Genomic DNA, 18,191 nt, shown 5'->3' with positions numbered 1-18,191 from the left:
AGACTGCCATGCCGGTGGCCGCTGCCCCGCATCGGTGTCTGGGTCGGACCACTGCCGCGGGATATCGCTTCACGTCACGTCCGGCGCCGTCCTGCCGAGTGTCTCCACCGTCCGCCGCGCGCTCGGCCCCAGCAGGGCCGCGGCCTCCGCGCGCGCCTCCGCCAGCCAGCGGGCGACGAGCGCCCCGAAGGCCGGTTCGGCCCGGGCCAGCTCCACCGTCCGCCGCTCGAAGACCGCCGGCCCGCCGGGAGCCCTCAGCAACTGCCGCCCGGTGCGACGCAGCAGTTCCCGCGTACGGGCCTCCGGGCGCCCGGAGGTCCCGGCCGCCAGGCCCCCGAGGAACGCGCCGAGGACCTGCGGATCGGCCACCTCGCGCAGCAGTACGCCGGCCAGCTCGCCGCGCAGCGGGTACGAGCACTCCCCGCCCGGCGCGGCCAGTACGGCGGCCAGCTCCGCCCTGACCCCCGCCGGGGCGTTGCGCAGCAGGTCCAGGACCAGCGGGCGCAGCACGGGGGCGGCGGCCGGGCCCTGTTCGAGCCGCCGTTCCACGAAGACGGCCGCGTGCGGTGCGTCCCCGGGCTTGCGCGCGAGGTGCTCCCGTACGAGGTCACCCGCGCGGCGGGCCAGCCCCGGGGTGGTCAGCGCGGCCAGGGCGCGCACCACCTCCCCGTCGGCCCGGGCCCGCAGGGCGGCGAACACGGCGTCGGGGTCGGGCAGTACGGGCAGGGCCGCGACCAGCGCCGCCGCGGGCAGCCGGGAGCCGGGCTCGGGGGCGCGGAAGCAGGCGAGGGCCTCGGGCAGGTAGCGGCCGCGCACCTGCGGGTCGCGCAGCAGCACGGCCAGGGCGCTGCCGTGCAGGGTCGCGTCCGCGGGCCGGGCGAGCAGCGCCTGGGCGGCGTGGCGCAGCAGCTCGCGGTCGGCGGGGGTGCGCACGTGCGGGGCGGTGGCGAGCCCGTAGGCGGCGGCCGCGACCCGCCGCCCGGGCCGTTCGTCGTGCGCCCAGCGGTCCACGGCCCGGCACATCGCGGACGGCTCCTCCTCGGCGAGTACGGCCAGCAGTTCGTCGGCGCGGGGGTGCGCGGCGGTGACGAGCGCCTCGGCGAGGTCGTCCACGGCGAGCCGGCGGTGGGTGTGCAGCAGGGCCTGTGCGGCAGTGGCGACGGTGGCCCCGGGGCGGCCGCGCAGTCGGCGGCCGTCGGCGAACCAGGCACAGAGCAGCGGCTGCGCGCGCTGCGGGTCCCGGACCAGGCGGCGGGCCGCGGCATCGAGATAGCGGTCGCCGGGGACCGCCTCGGCGGGGTCGGCGGGCAGCAGGCGGCGCAGCAGGTCGAGGCGGTCGGGCTCGGGCAGCCGGAGCCGGTTCCAGAACCAGCCGCCGAACTCCCCCGGGCCCGCGCGGGCCACGTGCTCGGCGAGGGCGTGCAGGACGGGCAGGTGGGGGTACGCGTCGGGAGCCCGGAGCAGGCTCTCGCGCAGCAGCCGGGCGGCCCACCAGGCGCGGTCCGGGCCGGCCTGCGCCGGCTCCTCGGCGAAGTGGTCGAGGCGGTGGACCAAGGCGGTGAGCTGGCCGCGCAGGTGCTCCGCGGGCAGCCTGCGCAAGGCCTCCAGAACGGGGCCGATCCGGTGCCGGGGCACGGGCAGCCCCGGCCCGGCGGGGCCGTGTACGAGGAAGGCGAGGGTCGTCGGGACGTCGAGGTGGACGGCCTGGATCCAGTCGGACAGCTCCTCGTGGGCGAAGCAGTAGCCGGTCCCGGCGGGCACCAGCAGACCCTCGGTGAGCACGGCGGAGGCCCAGCCGGTGCGCCAGGGGAAAAGCTCCTCGAAGGAGGCCCGGTCCAGCTGCCCCTGTCCGGGCCCCAGGCAGCGGCGCGCGGCCTCGTGCACGCTGCCGGCCACGCGCGCCGCGAGCCGCCGGACCCCGGGGCCGTGCACGCCGGCTCCGCCGGCGTCGGCGCAGGCCGCGGCGACGCGGACGGCGGTGCGCAGGCACAGCAGGTCCAGGTGTGCGGCGAAGACCTCGTCACGGCCGGGGCGGCCGACGGTCACCTCGGCCGCGCGGATCCCGGCCAGCAGGCTCAGGGTGAGCGGGTGGCGGGCGTCGGCCGCGCGGACGGCGTCGGCGGGGATGCCGAGACGGGCCCGGACGGTCTCGGCCTCCGCGGCGGTGAGGTCGCCGAGCGGGAGCGCGGGCGGCAGCCGCCGGGCGGGCCGGGGTGTGCAGTGCCCCGGGCGGGTAGAGGGCGCCGGCCCGCTCCCAGTACTCGGGCCGGGCGGCGACGACCAGCCGGGCCCCGGTCCCGCGCAGCCACCCTGCGGTGGCCTCGGTCCAGGGCCCCAGCCGGTGGGCGAGCTCCCGCGGCATCTCCTCGGGGGCGTCGAGCACCACGAGCAGGGGCCGGCCGGCGCGGGCGACCACGTGCGCGAGATGCTCCGCGATGCCGGGGGCTCCGGCCGGGGCAGCGGTTTCCCCGGCGGGGGCGGACGGGTGCCGGGGCTCCCGCTGGCGCGGGGCATCGAGGCTCGTCCCCGGCGGGGCGGTTCGGGTGGAGCCGGACGCGGGTTGGCTGCGCCACTGGCCCGGGACGGCTCGGTCGGGGCTCACCCCCGGCGGGGTGGGTCCGCCGGGGCCGGACACGGGTTGGCTGCGCCACTGGCCCGGGACGGCTCGGTCGGGGCTCACCCCCGGCGGGGTGGGTCCGCCGGGGCCGGACACGGGTTGACTGCGCCACTGGCCCGGGACGGCTCGGTCGGGGCTCACCCCCGGCGGGGTGGGTCCGCCGGGGCCGGACACGGGTTGACTGCGCCACCGGCCCGGGACGGCTCGGTCGGGGCTCACCCCCGGCAGGGTGGGTCCGCCGGGGCCGGACACGGGTTGACTGCGCCACCGGCCCGGGACGGCTCGGTCGGGGCTCACCCCCGGCAGGGTGGGTCCGCCGGGGCCGGACACGGGTTGACTGCGCCACCGGCCCGGGACGGCTCGGTCGGGGCTCACCCCCGGCAGGGTGGGTCCGCCGGGGCCGGACACGGGTTGACTGCGCCACCGGCCCGGGACGGCTCGGTCGGGGCTCACCCCCGGCAGGGTGGGTCCGCCGGGGCCGGGCGCGCGCCGGGGCGTCTCCTCGGGCGCCGAACGTGGCGGGGGGGTCGGAGGGCCGGGCCGCATGGCGTTCGACGCCCTGCGGGGAGCGCCCCGGCACACACCCGTCCCGGTCGGGAGCGGTGCGCGGGCCGGGTGCCTCTACGATCCGGGCCGCCTTCGTCAGCGCGCGCGTCACCGCGTCGGACAGGGAGGTGTCGTCGGCGTGCAGGTCCGCGCCGCGGAGCCAGAGGGTGGGGGCGGGGCGGGGGCCGTGGGCTCGGCGTACGGCCAGGGCCGCGAGTGTGGTGGTGCGGCCCGTGCCGGGTTCTCCGACCAGGCCCAGGACCGGGCGGTCGCCGTCCGTGAAGGCCGCCAGTTCGGCAGTGGTACCCGGCCGTTCCACCGGCTCGGAGGCGTCAGTGGGGAAGGCCGTGCCCAGCGTGGTCACGGTGAGTTCCAGTGCCCCGGCGAGGTTCAGGTCGGGGCCGTGGCCCGGCACGGTGGCGGCGTTGCGCTCCAGCAGGGCGGCCAGGGGGCCGCCCGGGTCGGCAGCGGCGGCGGTGCGCAGGGCCACCGCGAAGGGCGCCGAGCGGTGTTCCGCCTGCAGAGCGGTGCCCAGGACCGCGAGCACCGCTCCGGTCCGGGCATCGAGGACCGGGCCCCCGCAGGCCTCCCCGCCCAGCAGCAGGGCGTCCCGGCCGTCCGTGCCGATCGCCAGCTCCACCGCCGGGTACGTGACCTGCGCGCCCCCCAGTACCCGCGCCTGGCGCCAGCCCCGCGCGGGCAGCCGTACGTAGGTCCCCGGATCGATCGCCTCGCGCATCGCGACCGGCAGCGGCCGCATGCCGAGTCCGTCGCTCCGTACGAGCGCCAGCGCCAGCCCCGGCAGCGCGGTCACGTCCGCCGCTTCCGCCAGCCAGGTCCGCCCGGGGCCGTTCAGGAGCACCCGGGTCAGTCCGTCGACGGCCTCGTGGCTGGTGACCACCGTGCCGCGGTCGTCGGCGACGAATCCGCTGCCGCGCACCCGCCCGGTGGGATCGCAGATCTTGACGAGCTCCGCCATGGCCGCACCACTCCCCCGCAACTCCCCGTGTTCACGACGGTAGGCAGGTGAAGATCAGCACGGAAAGCACGCGTGGCGAACGCGCCCCCTTACGCTCCCTCCCTTCACTCCGAGCGCCTGCTCGGACGGGTGAATACGGGCGTCCGGGTGGATAGAGACCTACCCGAGGGGGGTCGTGGAGCGGTGAGCAGCAGTCCATGTGCGCTCACCGCTCCACGTCAACGATCAGACGAAGACCGCGAGGGACTTCGCCTTCCCGTTCTTGCTCTCGACGAGCCCGAGGAGCTGCCCCTGCGGCCCGAAGACCGCGACCGTGCGCCCGGCCTCGTACTCCTCCGGCATGTCGATCCGCACGCCGTTGGCGAGCAGCGAGGCCCGCCGGGCGTCCAGGTCCCAGCGCGGGAAGGCCGCGGCGGCCGCCTCGCCGATGGGCATGACGGTCAGCTCCTCCTGGAGCTGGTCCAGGGTCCGCGCCCGGTCGAGCTTGTACGGGCCCACCCGGGTGCGCCGCAGCGCGGTCAGGTGCCCGCCGACGCCGAGGTCGGCGCCCAGGTCGCGGGCGAGGGCGCGGATGTACGTACCGCTGGAGCAGACGACGGAGACGACGAGGTCGACGACCTTGGTGCCGTCCTCGGCCTCCGCCTCCCGCATGTCGTACACCTGGAAGGAGGAGACGGTCACCGGCCGGGCCGGGATCTCGAAGTCCTCGCCGTCCCGTGCGCGCTTGTAGGAGCGCACGCCCTTGATCTTGATGGCGCTGACCTTGGACGGGACCTGCATGATCTCGCCGGACAGCTTGGCGACTCCCGCGTCCACGGCGTCCCGGGTGACCCCGGTGGCGTCCGTGGAGGAGGTGATCTCGCCTTCGGCGTCGTCCGTCAGGGTGTTCTGGCCCAGTCGGATCGTGCCGAGGTACTCCTTCTCCGTGAGCGCGAGGTGGCCGAGGAGCTTGGTGGCCTTCTCGACGCCCAGGACCAGCACGCCCGTCGCCATCGGGTCGAGCGTGCCGGCGTGGCCGACGCGGCGGGTCTTGGCGATCCCGCGCATCTTGGCGACCACGTCGTGCGAAGTGAAGCCGGACGGCTTGTCGACGATGACAAGGCCTCCCCCAGCCTCCGGCCGGGAGGTGCCCCCAGGCGTCTTCCCTGCGTTGGTGCTCATTCCGCGGCTGCGTCCTCGTCGTCGTCCTCGCCCGGCTTCTTGTACGGGTCGGCATCACCGGCGTACTGGGCGCCGGAGGACACCTCGCGCACCTGGGCGTCGGAGGTACGCGCCTTTTCGAGGAGGTCCTCGATGGTCTTCGCGTTCTCCGGGAGGGCGTCCGCGACGAAGGTCAGGGTGGGCGTGAACTTGGTGCCCGCCGCCCGGCCGACCGCGGAGCGCAGGACGCCCTTCGCGCTCTCCAGGCCCGCTGCCGCGCTGGCACGGTCCTCATCGTCCCCGTAGACCGTGTAGAAGACCGTGGCCTCCCGCAGGTCGCCGGTGACCCGGGTGTCCGTGATGGTCACGTGCGTACCGAGGCGGGGGTCCTTGACACCACGCTGCAGCTTCTCCGCCACCACCTCCCGGATGAGGTCCGCCAGCTTCTTCGCCCGCGCATTGTCGGCCACTGGTCCGTCTCCTTCTTATGTCTTGCTATCAGTCTTCATCACCGTGGAAGCGCCGTCGTACGGACAGCAGCTCCACTTCCGGACGCGCCGCGACCAGCCGCTCGCAGCGGTCCAGTACATCCGAGAGGAACCCCGCGTCCCCGCTCACCAGAGCGACCCCTATACGGGCCCTGCGGTGCAGGTCCTGGTCGCCCACTTCAGCCGCGCTCACGGGGAACTTTCGTTGGAGCTCGGCGACGATGGGCCGGACGACGGAGCGTTTCTCCTTCAGCGAGTGGACGTCGCCGAGGAGCAGGTCGAAGGACAGAGTCCCCACGTACATGCAGTTCCGGATATCCCGCCGGTGCGGGTTCGGTGGCCTGCCGGGCCGTCGCCCGGAAGGAACACCCGGCGCTCGCGCGGCCGGGTCACCAGAACCGTACACGCAACGGCCGGGGCCGATCGACGGATATTCCGCCGACCGGCCCCGGTGTTACGAGTTACGACACGGTGCGAACCGCCTCGTGCTTACGCGCGGGGCTTCTCGCGCATCTCGTACGTCGCGATGACGTCGTCGATCTTGATGTCGTTGAAGGAACCGAGGTTGATACCGCCCTCGAAGCCTTCGCGGATCTCGGTGACGTCGTCCTTGAAGCGGCGCAGACCGGAGATGGTGAGGTTCTCGGCGATGACCTTGCCATCGCGGATGAGACGCGCCTTGGTGTTGCGCTTGACCTCGCCGGACCGGATGAGGACACCGGCGATGTTGCCCAGCTTGGACGAGCGGAAGATCTCGCGGACCTCCGCCGTACCGAGCTCGACCTCTTCGTACTCCGGCTTGAGGAGACCCTTCAGGGCCGCCTCGATCTCCTCGATGGCCTGGTAGATCACCGAGTAGTAGCGGACGTCGACGCCCTCGCGGTCCGCCATCTGCGCGGCACGGCCGGCCGCACGGACGTTGTAACCGATGACGATGGCGTCGGAGCCCATCGCCAGCGAGATGTCGGACTCGGTGACCGCACCCACACCGCGGTGCAGGACCCGGATGTCGACCTCTTCACCGACGTCGAGCTGGAGCAGCGAGGACTCGAGAGCCTCGACCGCACCGGACGCGTCGCCCTTGATGATGAGGTTGAGTTCCTGGACCAGACCGGCCTTGAGCACGGAGTCGAGGTCCTCGAGGGACACGCGACGGACGCGCTTGGCGAAGTTGGCGTTGCGCTCTCGCGCAGCACGCTTCTCGGCGATCTGACGGGCCGTACGGTCCTCGTCCACGACGAGGAAGTTGTCGCCGGCGCCGGGGACGTTGGTGAGACCCAGGACCAGGACGGGGGTCGACGGACCCGCTTCCTCGACGTTGTTGCCCTTGTCGTCGAGCATGGCGCGCACTCGGCCGTAGGCGTCGCCCACGACCATCGTGTCGCCGACGCGGAGGGTACCGCGCTGGACGAGGACGGTGGCGACGGCACCGCGGCCGCGGTCGAGGTGGGACTCGATCGCAATACCCTGAGCGTCCTGCTCCGGGTTGGCGCGGAGGTCGAGCGAGGCGTCGGCGGTGAGGACGACGGCCTCGAGCAGGGAGTCGATGTGCAGACCCTGCTTGGCGGAGATGTCGACGAACATCGTGTCGCCGCCGTACTCCTCGGCGACCAGACCGAACTCGGTGAGCTGACCGCGCACCTTGACCGGGTCGGCACCTTCGACGTCGATCTTGTTGACCGCGACGACGATCGGGACGCCGGCGGCCTTGGCGTGGTTGAGCGCCTCGATCGTCTGCGGCATGACGCCGTCGTTGGCCGCGACCACGAGGATCGCGATGTCGGTCGACTTGGCACCACGGGCACGCATGGCGGTGAACGCCTCGTGACCCGGGGTGTCGATGAAGGTGATGCGACGCTCTTCGTCGTTGACCTCGGTGGAGACCTGGTACGCACCGATGTGCTGCGTGATGCCACCGGCCTCGCCCGCAACGACGTTCGTCTTGCGGATGGCGTCGAGCAGTCGGGTCTTACCGTGGTCGACGTGACCCATGACGGTCACGACCGGCGGACGCGGCATGAGGTATTCCTCGCCGCCCTCGTCCTCGCCGAACTCGATGTCGAAGCCCTCGAGGAGCTCGCGGTCCTCTTCCTCCGGGCTGACGATCTGGACGACGTAGTTCATCTCGCCGGCCAGCATCTCGAGCGTCTCGTCGGAGACGGACTGCGTGGCAGTGACCATCTCGCCGAGGTTCATCATCACGGCGACGAGCGACGCCGGGTTGGCGTTGATCTTCTCCGCGAAGTCGGTGAGGGAGGCACCGCGCGACAGGCGCACGGTCTCGCCGCCACCGCGCGGCAGCATCACGCCGCCGACGGACGGGGCCTGCATGGCCTCGTACTCCTGGCGCCTCTGACGCTTGGACTTGCGACCACGACGGGCCGGACCACCGGGACGGCCGAAGGCACCCTGCGTGCCACCACGGGCACCGGGACCACCGGGACGACCACCGAAGCCGGGACGACCGCCGCCACCGGCACCGGCCGGACCGCCGCCGAAGCCGCCGCCACCGGGACGCGGGCCGCCGAAGCCGCCACCGCCACCGGGACGCGAGCCCGGACCGGCCGGACGGCCGGCGAAGCCGCCGCCCGCGGGACGACCTGCGCCACCGGGACGCGGACCGCCCGCACCGGGACCACGGCCACCGGGGCCGCCACCGGGACGGGGACCGGGACCACCGGCAGCGGGACGCTGCGGCATCATGCCCGGGTTCGGACGGTTACCACCGGGGGCACCACCCGGACGCGGGGCGCCGGCCTGCGGGCGCGGCATGCCGCCCGGGGTCGGACGGGCGCCGCCGGGACCCTGCGGACGCGGAGCGCCGCCGGGGCCGCCCTGCGGGCGGGGAGCACCCTGGCCGCCACCGGCGCCGGGGGCACCGGGACGGGGAGCGCCGGCCGGACGGGGCGCCTGCGGGCGCGCCATGCCGGTGGAGCCACCAGAGGTGAAGGGGTTGTTGCCCGGACGGGGACCGGCCGGACGGGCGCCCTGGGGACGCGGGGCCTGCGCACCCTGGGGGCGCGGGGCCTGGCCACCGGGAGTGGCGCCGGCCGGGCGCGGGGCGCCGGGACGGGCGCCGGCCTGGCCACCCTGACCCTGAGCCGGACGCTGCTGCGCCGGACGGGGACCCGGGGCCGCGGCGGCGGGACGCTCGGTGCGCGCCGGGGCGGCCGGAGCCGCCGGAGGCGCGGAGAACTCGGTCGCCACGGGCGCCGCCGGAGCGGGCTTCGGGGCGGCCGGAGCCTTCGGGCCGGGACGCGGGCCGGAGGCGGCCGGAGTCACCGGGGCGGGCGCTGCGGCGGCCGGAGCCTCCGCGACGACCGGCTTGGGGGCCGGTGCGCCGGGCTTCGGCGCAGCGGGACGTGCAACGGCACCCGGGGTCGGGGCCCCGGGCCTGGCGGGTGCGGCCTTGCGGGGCGCACCCGGCTTCGCAGCGGACTTGCCGGCGTTGCCGCCGGGGCCCTGCAGTGCGTCGGTCAACTTGCGTACAACCGGCGCCTCGATCGTCGAGGACGCCGAACGGACGAACTCACCGAGTTCCTGGAGCTTGGCCATGACGACCTTGCTCTCAACTCCGAACTCCTTGGCGAGTTCGTATACCCGGACCTTAGCCACTTCGCTCCTTTTAGGTCCGGGTTACGCCGGACCGTTGCTACTTCATGGGCGTACTCATCGCGTACTCATCGAGTGCTCATCGCAATCTCGACCTACTTCCAACTCGCGAGGTACCTGACCGCACGGGGTATCCGTGCCGTTCTACGTCTTACGGTGTGGCCCCGGCCTCAATGACCAAGACTTTGCGCAGTTCCGTTGTGTCGAGTGCTCCGGCGGACCGAAGGGCCCGGGGGAACGCTCGGCGGCGGACCGCCTGGTCGAGGCAGACCACGGCAGGGTGCACGTAGGCACCCCGGCCGGGCAGCGTACCGCGAGGATCGGGGACGCATTCGTCCTCGATCGCCACGATCCGCAGCAGATCGCTCTTGGCCGCTCGCTCCCGACACCCCACACAGGTGCGTTCGGGGCATGCGCGGGCTTGCGTCCGGCCAGACACGCCTAAGTCTACCTCCCCGCACCGACCTCTCCCCCGACAAGTGGCGGGCGAAAGATCGAACGGCTGTTGTGTTGTCTTGATCCGCTGCCTCTGCAGCGGCCGTACGGCACGGCCCGGCGGCAGCCGTACGCCTTGTCTACCGTCCGGGTAGCCCCGGCCGGTACCGGTTTATTCCCCGCCCCGGTCCCGGTCCGCGTCCGGGGACGCCTCGGTGTCGGGACGGATGTCGATGCGCCAGCCGGTGAGCCGCGCGGCAAGGCGGGCGTTCTGGCCCTCCTTGCCGATGGCCAGCGACAGCTGGTAGTCGGGCACGGTCACCCGGGCGGAACGGGAGTCCCAGTCGACGACCTCGACCTTGCTCACCCGGGCGGGCGACAGCGCGTTCGCGACCATCTCCGCCGGGTCGTCCGACCAGTCGACGATGTCGATCTTCTCGCCGTGCAGCTCGGCCATCACGTTGCGCACCCGGCTGCCCATCGGGCCGATGCAGGCGCCCTTGGGGTTCAGGCCCGAGCGGGTGGACCGCACGGCGATCTTGGTGCGGTGACCGGCCTCACGTGCGATCGCCGAGATCTCGACGCTGCCGTCGGCGATCTCCGGGACCTCCAGCGAGAAGAGCTTCTTCACCAGGTTGGGGTGGGTGCGGGAGAGGGTCACGGACGGGCCGCGGACACCCTTCGCCACCCGCACGACGTACGCCTTCAGGCGCAGACCGTGCGTGTACTCCTCACCGGGGACCTGCTCCTGCACCGGCAGGATGGCCTCCAGCTTGCCGATGTCGACGAGGACGTTCTTCGGGTCCTTGCCCTGCTGGACCACGCCGGTGATGACGTCGCCCTCACGGCCGGCGAACTCGCCGAAGGTCAGGTCGTCCTCGGCGTCGCGCAGACGCTGCAGGATCACCTGCTTGGCAGTCGTCGCGGCGATCCGGCCGAAGTCCGACGGGGTGTCGTCGAACTCCTTGGGCTCCTGGCCCTCTTCGAGATCCCTCGGGTCTTCCGTCGCCCACACGACCACGTGACCGTTGGCGCGGTCCAGCACGACGCGTGCGCGGCGGAAGCTCCCCTCGGTCCGGTGGTACGCGATGAGGAGGGCCGACTCGATCGCCTCGACGAGCAGGTCGAAGGAGATCTCCTTCTCCCGGACCAGACCCCGCAGGGCACTCATGTCGATGTCCACGGCTACGCCTCCTCTTCCTTCTTGTCCTTGCGGTTGAACTCGATCTCGACACGCGCCTTGGCGATGTCGGTGAAAGCAATGCGGCGGGCGGTCGCCTTGCGGCCCTTCACGCCCGGTACTTCGAGGTCCATGCCCTCGTCGTCGACGTCGAGGATGCGGGCGACCAGTTCCCCGGCAGCCTTGTCACCCTCGGCGGACAGCTGGAACTTCACGAGACGGCCGATGGCCCGTACGTAGTGACGGTGCTCAGTCAGCGGGCGGTCGGCGCCCGGCGAGCTCACTTCGAGGACGTACTCGTCCTCACCCATCACATCGGTTTCGTCGAGCTTGTCGGAGACCTCGCGACTCAGCTCCGCACACGCGTCCAGCTCCACGCCCTCGTCGGAGTCCACGATGATCCGCAGCATCCGGCGCTTGCCCGCCCGCGACATCTCGATCTCTTCGAGGTCCAGGCCCTTGGCGGCGACGAGCGGCTCCAGCAGTCCGCGCAGCCTGTCGCTCTGGGTGGTGCTCATCCGGGTGACTCCTCGGCCGCGTGTGCTGTTGTGATTTCCGTCGTGTGTCAGGTCAAAGGGTATCCGGTGTCGGAGGGTGTTGCCGTCCGCCCTGTGGACGGGGCCCCGGGTACCGTGATCACACCCTTCCCTGCCATCACCACCGAGGACGTCGCCGTGCCCTGGACTCTGCCTTCGAGACCCTCGCGCCGGAGCCTGCTCGCCGGAGCCGCCGGCGCGGCCGGAGCCGCGCTGCTGACGGGGTGCTCCGACGACCACCCGGCCGGCGGCGAAACCGGGATTCCACTCGAACGGCGGATGCGGGAGACGGCCGTTCGTGACAGTGCGCGCCTGCTGGAACGTTACGACGCCACCGCAGCCGCCCATCCGGCCCTGGCCGCGCGGCTGGCGCCGCTGCGCGCCGCCGTCGCCGCGCACTCCGCGGCCCTGGCCCCGACCCCTGCGGGCTCGCCCTCGCCCTCCGCGTCCCGCTCGGGCGGTACGGGGGCCGCCGCGCCCGGGGCGGCGAGCGGCGAGCCGGTGCCCCCGAAGCCCGCCGACGCCCTGACCGCCCTCGCGGACGCCGAGCGGAGCCTGTCGGAGGCCCGGACCATGGACCTGGCCGGGGCCCCGGGGGAGCTCGCCCGGATGCTGGCCTCGGTGGCCGCCTGCGGCGCCGTCCACGCGTACCTGCTGACCTCGACCCCCGGAGCCACGTCGTGAAGCCCGAACCCCCCGCCGCCGGCCGGGCCCTGGAGGCCGCCCAGGCCGCACTCGCCGCCGAGCACGCGGCCGCCTACGGCTACGGAGTGATCGGCGCCCGCAGCACCGGCGCCCGCGCGACCGAGGCCCGCGAGGCGTACGGCGCCCACCTCGCGCGCCGTGACGCGCTCGCCCGGACCGTACGGGAACTAGGCGGTGCGCCCCGGCCCGCGGAGGCGGCGTACGCCCTGCCGTTCGAGGTCCGCACCCAGGCCGAGGCCGAGCGGCTGGCCGCGGTGGTCGAGGACCGGGTGGCGGGCGCGTACTCCGATCTGGTGCGTGCGGCGGAGGGTCCGCTGCGCCGCGAGGCGGCCGACGCGCTGAGCGCCGCGGCCGTGCGCGCGGCACGCTGGCGCGGTGTCGGCGTAGCCTTCCCTGGGCTCGCGGAACGCGCTGACGAGGCGCAACGGGCCCAGCACAGCTGAAAGGGACCACGCACGCATGGCTTTCGAACCGCCGCAGCGGCTTGTACGGGCGCTCGGCGAGATGCCGGAAACGGCGCAGGACGAGGACTGGCTGGAGCAGTTGCCCCGACTCACCGAGGCCGCGCTGTCCCGGCGCGGGGTACGCGCGCAGCGCGTGCAGGCCCCGGGCGGGCGCAGCAGCCTGGTGGTCCTCGTCACGTACGCGGACGGGACCCCGGCCGCGCTGAAGCTGGCGCCCCCGCACGCCCGGCCCGACCGGGAACTGGCCGCGCTGGCGCACTGGGGCGGTTTCGGAGCCGTACGGATCCTCGACACCCGGCATCACGAGGACGACGGGGCGCTGCTGCTGGAGCGGCTGCACCCGGAGGTGTCGCTGCGGTCGCTGCCGGAGGCGAAGGCGCTGCTGGAGGCCAGCGGCACCCTGCGCAGGCTGTGGGTGGCCCCGCCGGCCGGGCACGTCTGGGAGACGGTGGCGGAGCGCACCGGGCAGCAGTCGGCGGCGCTGCGGGCGGCCCCCGCGGAGGTCCGGGCCCTGGCCGACACGGCCCTGGCGATGCGCGAGGAACTGCTCGCGGCCCCGCCGGAGGAGCTGCTGCTGCACGGCAACTTCCGGCAGGGCAAGGTCCTCGCGGGCGAGCGGGCGCCGTGGCTGACGGTGGGACCCGACCCGCTGGTCGGCGAGCGGGCCTACGACCTGGCGCGGCTGGTCCGGGACCGGCTGGAGGACCAGGTGGCCTCCTCGGCGGGGGCGGCGGGCGCGCGGCGCCGGGTGAACAAGCTGGCCGACGCCCTGGAGGTGGACCGGGACCGGCTGCGGGGCTGGACCCTGTTCCGGGCGGTGGAGTCCGGGAACCGGGCCCTGGCCGCCGGACGGCTCCGGGACGCGGAGCTGCTGCTGGAGTTCGCGGCCTGGCTGTAGGGCATACCGTAGGTAGGAAGATGCGTCCGGCAGGGGGCCGTCATGGTCGAAGAACTGCTGACAGCGGCGATCGCCGCGGGTGTGGGCGTCATGGTCTACGTGGGCGCCGCGGCCCGGGTGGTGAAGCAGTACGAGCGGGGCCTGGTGTTCCGCTTCGGCAGGCTGCGCGAGGAGATACGGCCGCCCGGCTTCGCGATGGTCGTTCCGGTGATCGACCGGCTCCACAAGGTGAACATGCAGATCGTGACGCTGCCGGTGCCCGCGCAGGAGGGCATCACCCGGGACAACGTCACCGTGCGGGTGGACGCGGTCGTGTACTTCAAGGTCGTCGACCCGGCGAACGCGATCGTGGCGGTGGAGGACTACCGGTTCGCGGTCTCGCAGATGGCGCAGACCTCGCTCAGGTCGATCATCGGAAAGTCGGACCTGGACGATCTGCTGTCCAACCGGGAGATGTTGAACCAGGGCCTGGAGCTGATGATCGACAGCCCGGCGGTGGGTTGGGGCGTGCAGATCGACCGGGTCGAGATCAAGGACGTCTCCCTGCCGGAGACGATGAAGCGGTCGATGGCCCGGCAGGCGGAGGCGGACCGTGAGCGGCGGGCCCGCGTGATCAACGCCGACGCGGAACTCCAGGCCTCGCACAAGCTCGCCCAGGCGGCGGAGGTGATGTCGGAGCAGCCGGCCGCGCTGCAACTGCGGCTGCTGCAGACGGTCGTGGCCGTCGCCGCCGAGAAGAACTCGACGCTGGTCCTGCCGTTTCCGGTGGAGCTGCTGCGCTTCCTGGAACGCGCGGCCCCTTCGCCTGCGGCGGCGGCGGCCGCGCCCCATGAACCGGCCCCGGCCGGCCCGGCTTCCGAAGGCCCCGGGCCGGCCGAGGTCGCCGATGCGCTCGACGAAGCCCCGGCTCCGGACGCCCTCGGCGGCCCGGCGGACGGCCAGCTCCTGGACGCGCTACCGCCGGAGCACGAGCCGGACGGGCCGCGCGGCTAGCCGCTGCGCGGAGCCTTCTCCCCACCCCGCCCTTTCTCCGTTTCTCCCCCGGCTATCGCTGGGAGGTGTCCCCGGGCGCTGCCCGGACCCGGTCCTCAAACGCCGGACGGGCTGAAATTGCCCGGCCTCGGCCAAAATCCAGCCCCTCCAGCGCTTGAGACGCGGGGTGCGGGGAGCAGCCCCGGTCTTTCAGCCTCGCCGGCGCTTGAGGAGCGGGGTGCGGGGCCGAGCCCCGGGAGTTCGGCCGGTCAGGGCGTCAGGCGGGCGAGGGCTTCGGTCAGGGGGAGTTCCTCGCGGGTGCCGGAGGCGCGGTCCTGGAGTTCGACCACCGACTCCGCGGAGCGCCGGCCCGCCACGAGGATCCACGGCACGCCGATCAGCTCCGCGTCCGTCAGCTTCACCCCCGGGGACAGCCCGGGCCGGTCGTCCAGCAGGACCCGGAGGCCGGAGCCCGCCAGGGCCGTCGCCGCCTCCTCCGCCAGGGCCAGCGGCACGGCCTTGCCCGCCGCCACCACGTGGACATCGGCCGGGGCCACCGCCGCCGGCCAGCACAGCCCCCGCTCGTCCGCCGTCTGCTCGGCCAGCGCCGCCACCGCCCGCGAGACACCGATGCCGTAGGAGCCCATGGTGACGCGGACCGGCTTGCCCTCCTTGCCGAGGACGTCGAGGCCGAAGGCGTCCGCGTACTTGCGGCCCAGCTGGAAGATGTGGCCGATCTCGATGGCCCGGTCCAGTCGCAGTCCGGCGCCGCAGTTCGGGCAGGGGTCGCCGGGTTCCACGACCACCACGTCGAGGTACTGGTCCACTTCGAAGTCGCGGCCGCAGACCACGTTCCGGGCGTGCGTGTCCGCCCGGTTGGCCCCGGTCACCCAGGCCGTGCCGGGCGCGACCCGCGGGTCGGCCAGGTAGCGGACCTTGTCGAGGCCCTGCGGGCCCACGTAGCCGCGTACGAGGTCGGGCCGGTCCGTGAAGTCCTCGGCCGTGACCAGTTCGACCACCGCCGGGGCCAGGTGCTCTCCCAGCTTGCCGAGGTCCACCTCGCGGTCCCCCGGCACGCCCACGGCGACGATCTCGCCGTCCACCTTCACCAGCAGGTTCTTCAGCGTCGCGGAGGCGGGGACGCCCAGGTGCGCCGCGAGGGTCTCGATGGTCGGGGTGTCCGGCGTGTCCACCTCCTCCAGCGCCGGGTGCTCGGCGGACACGGGGGTCAGGGCGAAGGTCACGGCCTCCGTGTTCGCCGCGTAGTCGCAGGAGGGGCAGTCCACGAAGGTGTCCTCGCCGGCCCCGGCCGGAGCCAGGAACTCCTCCGACGCCGAGCCGCCCATCGCACCCGACACCGCCGAGACGATCCGGTGGTCGAGGCCGAGCCGCTCGAAGATGCGGACGTACGCCTCGCGGTGGAGCCGGTAGGACTCCTCCAGTCCCTCGTCGGACACGTCGAACGAGTACGAGTCCTTCATCTGGAACTCGCGCCCGCGCAGCACGCCGGACCGGGGCCGCGCCTCGTCTCGGTACTTGGTCTGGATCTGGTACAGCATGACCGGCAGGTCCTTGTACGAGGTGCACTGGTCCTTCACGAGCAGGGTGAAGATCTCCTCGTGCGTCGGGCCGAGCAGGTAGTCCGCGCCCTTGCGGTCCTTGAGCCGGAAGAGCAGGTCGCCGTACTCCGACCAGCGGCCGCTGACCTCGTACGGCTCCTTGGGCAGCAGGGCCGGGAGGAGCACCTCCTGGGCGCCGATGGCGTCCATCTCCTCGCGGACGATGCGCGAGACGTTGTCGAGGACCCGCTTGCCGAGCGGCAGCCACGTCCACACCCCGGCCGAACTGCGCCGGACGTAGCCGGCGCGGACCAGGAGCCGGTGGCTGAGGGTTTCGGCGTCGGCCGGGTCCTCGCGGAGGGTCTTGGCCATGAGGCGGGACATGCGCTGCACGTGTTGCGTAGACATGCCGGGAGGTTACCGGGGCCCGCGCGGGCCCCGGTAATCAATTCAGTGCCTGCTCAGCGGCAGTGTGGCGCCCATGACGGCGTACGGGAGGCTCGCGCTCGGGAAGTGGACCTGGCGGGCGAGGTCGATGTAGCCGAGGGCCCGGTAGAGCCCGCGGGCGGGGCTCTCGGTGTCGACGGCGGAGAGGATCGAGCGGGGCTCGGCGGCGGCGTCGGTGATCCGGGTGATCAGCTCGCGGCCCACTCCGTGGCCCTGGAAGCCGGGGTGGACGTGCAGTTCGGTGATCACGAAGGAGTCGTCGAGCCAGCCCTCGTGCCCGCCGGCCCGCAGATAGGGCTCGACGATCGTGGACCACCAGTGGGTGCGGTCGTTCGGCATCCCGTACACGAACCCGGTGAGGGCCCCGTCCTCGGCGAACGCCCCGAGGGCGCGGGCGCCGCGGCAGGTCATGTGGCGCTGGACGATGTAGCGCCGGATGCCGACCTCCTCCTCGCTGAGGCCGAAGGCGACGGCCTGCACGCGCAGGGCCTCGTCCACGCGGGCGGCGAGGTCGAGGGGGCCGATGCGGAGTCCGGAAGGCAGCATGCGGCGACCTTACTTCGCGGTAGGGGCGTGCCGGAATGCCACCGGCGGGGTCCGCCCCCCACCTTTTCGATCAGGACGGCCGGGCCCGCTGCCGCCTTCGGAACGGCACGCTTTCAGAACAGCACGCTCATGAACGCGCCGACCTCGCGGAAGCCCACCCGCCGGTAGGCCGCCCGTGCGGCGGTGTTGAAGTCGTTCACGTAGAGGCTGACGACGGGGGCGACGTCGCGCAGCGCGTAGGCGACGACCGCGGCCATTCCGGTCTCCGAATGCCCGCGGCCGCGGAACTCGGGGGCCACCCACACGCCCTGGATCTGGCAGGCGCGCGCGGTGGCGGCGCCGATCTCCGCCTTGAAGACGACCTTGCCGTCCTCGACGTGCGCGAAGGAGCGGCCGCCGGCGACGAGCTCGGCGACGCGGGCCTGGTAGAGCAGCCCGCCGTCCCCGGCCATCGGCGAGATGCCGACCTCCTCGGTGAACATGGCCACGCAGGCGGGCATGATCAGGTCCATCTCGTCCTTGCGGATCCGGCGGACCTGCGGGTCCGCCTCGACCGTGGTGGACGGGCGCTCGATGACCATGAGCGGCTGGTGGGAGCGGACCTCGCGGGCCGGCCCCCAGCTGGGCTCCAGGAGCTGCCACAGCAGCCGGGTGGCCTCGGCGGGGCCGACGATGGAGGAGCAGCGGCGGCCGGTGCGGCGGGCGCGGTCGGCGAAGGCGCGCACGGCGTCGGGCTCGGCGCAGACGGGGACGAGGTTGGCGCCCGCGTAGCAGAGCGACCGGAGCTCGCCGTCGGCGTACCAGCCCCACATCTCGCCGCCCAGGCGCCAGGGGTCGAGTCCGGCGACCTGGACCCGGGAAGTGACGAAGGCGTTCTCGACCGGCTCGCGTCCGAGGATGTCGAGCGCGGCGTCGAGATCACTGGGCTCAAGGACCCGGGTGGTGGTCTGCGTCAACGCTGGGGCCTCACCATGCAAGTCTGCTGATCTCCGCACTGTACCCGGCGATGCCTGGCGATGCCGCGTCGCAGGTCACGAAAAAGCCCCGGCCCCGCCCGCGAACTGCGG

14 protein-coding genes and 2 pseudogenes are annotated in these 18,191 nt (G+C 73.6%); 4 read left to right on the top strand and 12 right to left on the bottom strand.

Annotation, left to right across the window (positions count from 1 at the left end; genetic code table 11):
- Nucleotides 1-69: 69 nt before the first annotated feature.
- From OG332_RS32160 to rimP, 9 genes and pseudogenes are all read right to left on the bottom strand, one after another.
- Nucleotides 70-2,473: pseudogene (locus OG332_RS32160) on the bottom strand (serine protease); the annotation flags it as partial.
- Nucleotides 2,474-3,149: 676 nt separating this feature from the next.
- A pseudogene (locus OG332_RS32155) lies at nt 3,150-4,142 on the bottom strand (serine protease); the annotation flags it as partial.
- A 225-nt stretch (nt 4,143-4,367) separates the two neighbouring features.
- Nucleotides 4,368-5,303, bottom strand: a complete 936-nt coding sequence (truB, locus tag OG332_RS32150; RefSeq protein WP_327416731.1) for a tRNA pseudouridine(55) synthase TruB — start codon at nt 5,301-5,303, stop codon at nt 4,368-4,370.
- The gene (gene rbfA, locus OG332_RS32145) at nt 5,300-5,752 is read right to left on the bottom strand and encodes a 30S ribosome-binding factor RbfA (protein WP_031148855.1); all 453 of its coding nucleotides are present in this window, start codon (nt 5,750-5,752) and stop codon (nt 5,300-5,302) included. Before rbfA ends, truB begins: the two co-directional genes overlap by 4 nt.
- A gap of 28 nt (nt 5,753-5,780) precedes the next feature.
- Nucleotides 5,781-6,074, bottom strand: coding sequence for a DUF503 domain-containing protein (locus OG332_RS32140; protein ID WP_327416730.1), 294 nt, complete (start codon nt 6,072-6,074; stop codon nt 5,781-5,783).
- Between the two features lie 185 nt (nt 6,075-6,259).
- Nucleotides 6,260-9,385 (bottom strand): translation initiation factor IF-2, encoded by a 3,126-nt coding sequence (infB, locus tag OG332_RS32135; RefSeq protein WP_327416729.1) that lies wholly within the window; start codon nt 9,383-9,385, stop codon nt 6,260-6,262.
- A 148-nt stretch (nt 9,386-9,533) separates the two neighbouring features.
- Nucleotides 9,534-9,821: a YlxR family protein gene (locus OG332_RS32130; protein ID WP_327416728.1), complete on the bottom strand. Its 288-nt coding sequence runs from the start codon at nt 9,819-9,821 to the stop codon at nt 9,534-9,536.
- Nucleotides 9,822-9,989: 168 nt separating this feature from the next.
- A complete protein-coding gene (nusA, locus tag OG332_RS32125; RefSeq protein WP_327416727.1) occupies nt 9,990-11,000 on the bottom strand; it encodes a transcription termination factor NusA in 1,011 nt (336 codons plus the stop codon).
- A gap of 2 nt (nt 11,001-11,002) precedes the next feature.
- Nucleotides 11,003-11,515, bottom strand: a complete 513-nt coding sequence (rimP, locus tag OG332_RS32120) for a ribosome maturation factor RimP (protein ID WP_319726730.1) — start codon at nt 11,513-11,515, stop codon at nt 11,003-11,005.
- A 114-nt stretch (nt 11,516-11,629) separates the two neighbouring features.
- Between rimP and OG332_RS32115 the strand changes: the two genes are divergently transcribed.
- From OG332_RS32115 to OG332_RS32100, 4 genes are read left to right on the top strand one after another with little or no spacing between them, the layout of a single operon-like run.
- Nucleotides 11,630-12,217 carry a hypothetical protein gene (locus OG332_RS32115; RefSeq protein WP_327416726.1) on the top strand — a complete coding sequence of 196 codons (588 nt, stop codon included), beginning with the start codon at nt 11,630-11,632 and terminating at the stop codon, nt 12,215-12,217.
- On the top strand, nt 12,214-12,681 hold the full coding sequence (locus tag OG332_RS32110; RefSeq protein ID WP_327416725.1) for a ferritin-like domain-containing protein: 468 nt from the start codon (nt 12,214-12,216) through the stop codon (nt 12,679-12,681). Before OG332_RS32115 ends, OG332_RS32110 begins: the two co-directional genes overlap by 4 nt.
- 16 nt (nt 12,682-12,697) lie before the next feature.
- Complete coding sequence (locus OG332_RS32105; RefSeq protein WP_327416724.1) at nt 12,698-13,600, top strand: aminoglycoside phosphotransferase family protein; 903 nt, start codon at nt 12,698-12,700, stop codon at nt 13,598-13,600.
- 42 nt (nt 13,601-13,642) lie between these two features.
- Nucleotides 13,643-14,593 (top strand): slipin family protein, encoded by a 951-nt coding sequence (locus OG332_RS32100; RefSeq protein WP_327416723.1) that lies wholly within the window; start codon nt 13,643-13,645, stop codon nt 14,591-14,593.
- A gap of 248 nt (nt 14,594-14,841) precedes the next feature.
- Here OG332_RS32100 and OG332_RS32095 read toward each other — a convergent pair whose 3' ends face one another.
- From OG332_RS32095 to OG332_RS32085, 3 genes are all read right to left on the bottom strand, one after another.
- Nucleotides 14,842-16,539, bottom strand: coding sequence for a proline--tRNA ligase (locus tag OG332_RS32095; protein WP_327416722.1), 1,698 nt, complete (start codon nt 16,537-16,539; stop codon nt 14,842-14,844).
- A gap of 42 nt (nt 16,540-16,581) precedes the next feature.
- Nucleotides 16,582-17,124 (bottom strand): GNAT family N-acetyltransferase, encoded by a 543-nt coding sequence (locus OG332_RS32090; RefSeq protein WP_327416721.1) that lies wholly within the window; start codon nt 17,122-17,124, stop codon nt 16,582-16,584.
- 113 nt (nt 17,125-17,237) lie between these two features.
- On the bottom strand, nt 17,238-18,080 hold the full coding sequence (locus tag OG332_RS32085) for a GNAT family N-acetyltransferase (RefSeq protein ID WP_327416720.1): 843 nt from the start codon (nt 18,078-18,080) through the stop codon (nt 17,238-17,240).
- Between the last annotated feature and the right edge of the window lie 111 nt (nt 18,081-18,191).

Origin of the sequence: Streptomyces sp. NBC_01233 (assembly GCF_035989305.1) — a bacterium.
Lineage (GTDB): Bacteria > Actinomycetota > Actinomycetes > Streptomycetales > Streptomycetaceae > Streptomyces.
Note: the sequence above shows the minus strand (reverse complement) of the source record. Positions and strands in the feature narration are given on the sequence as shown.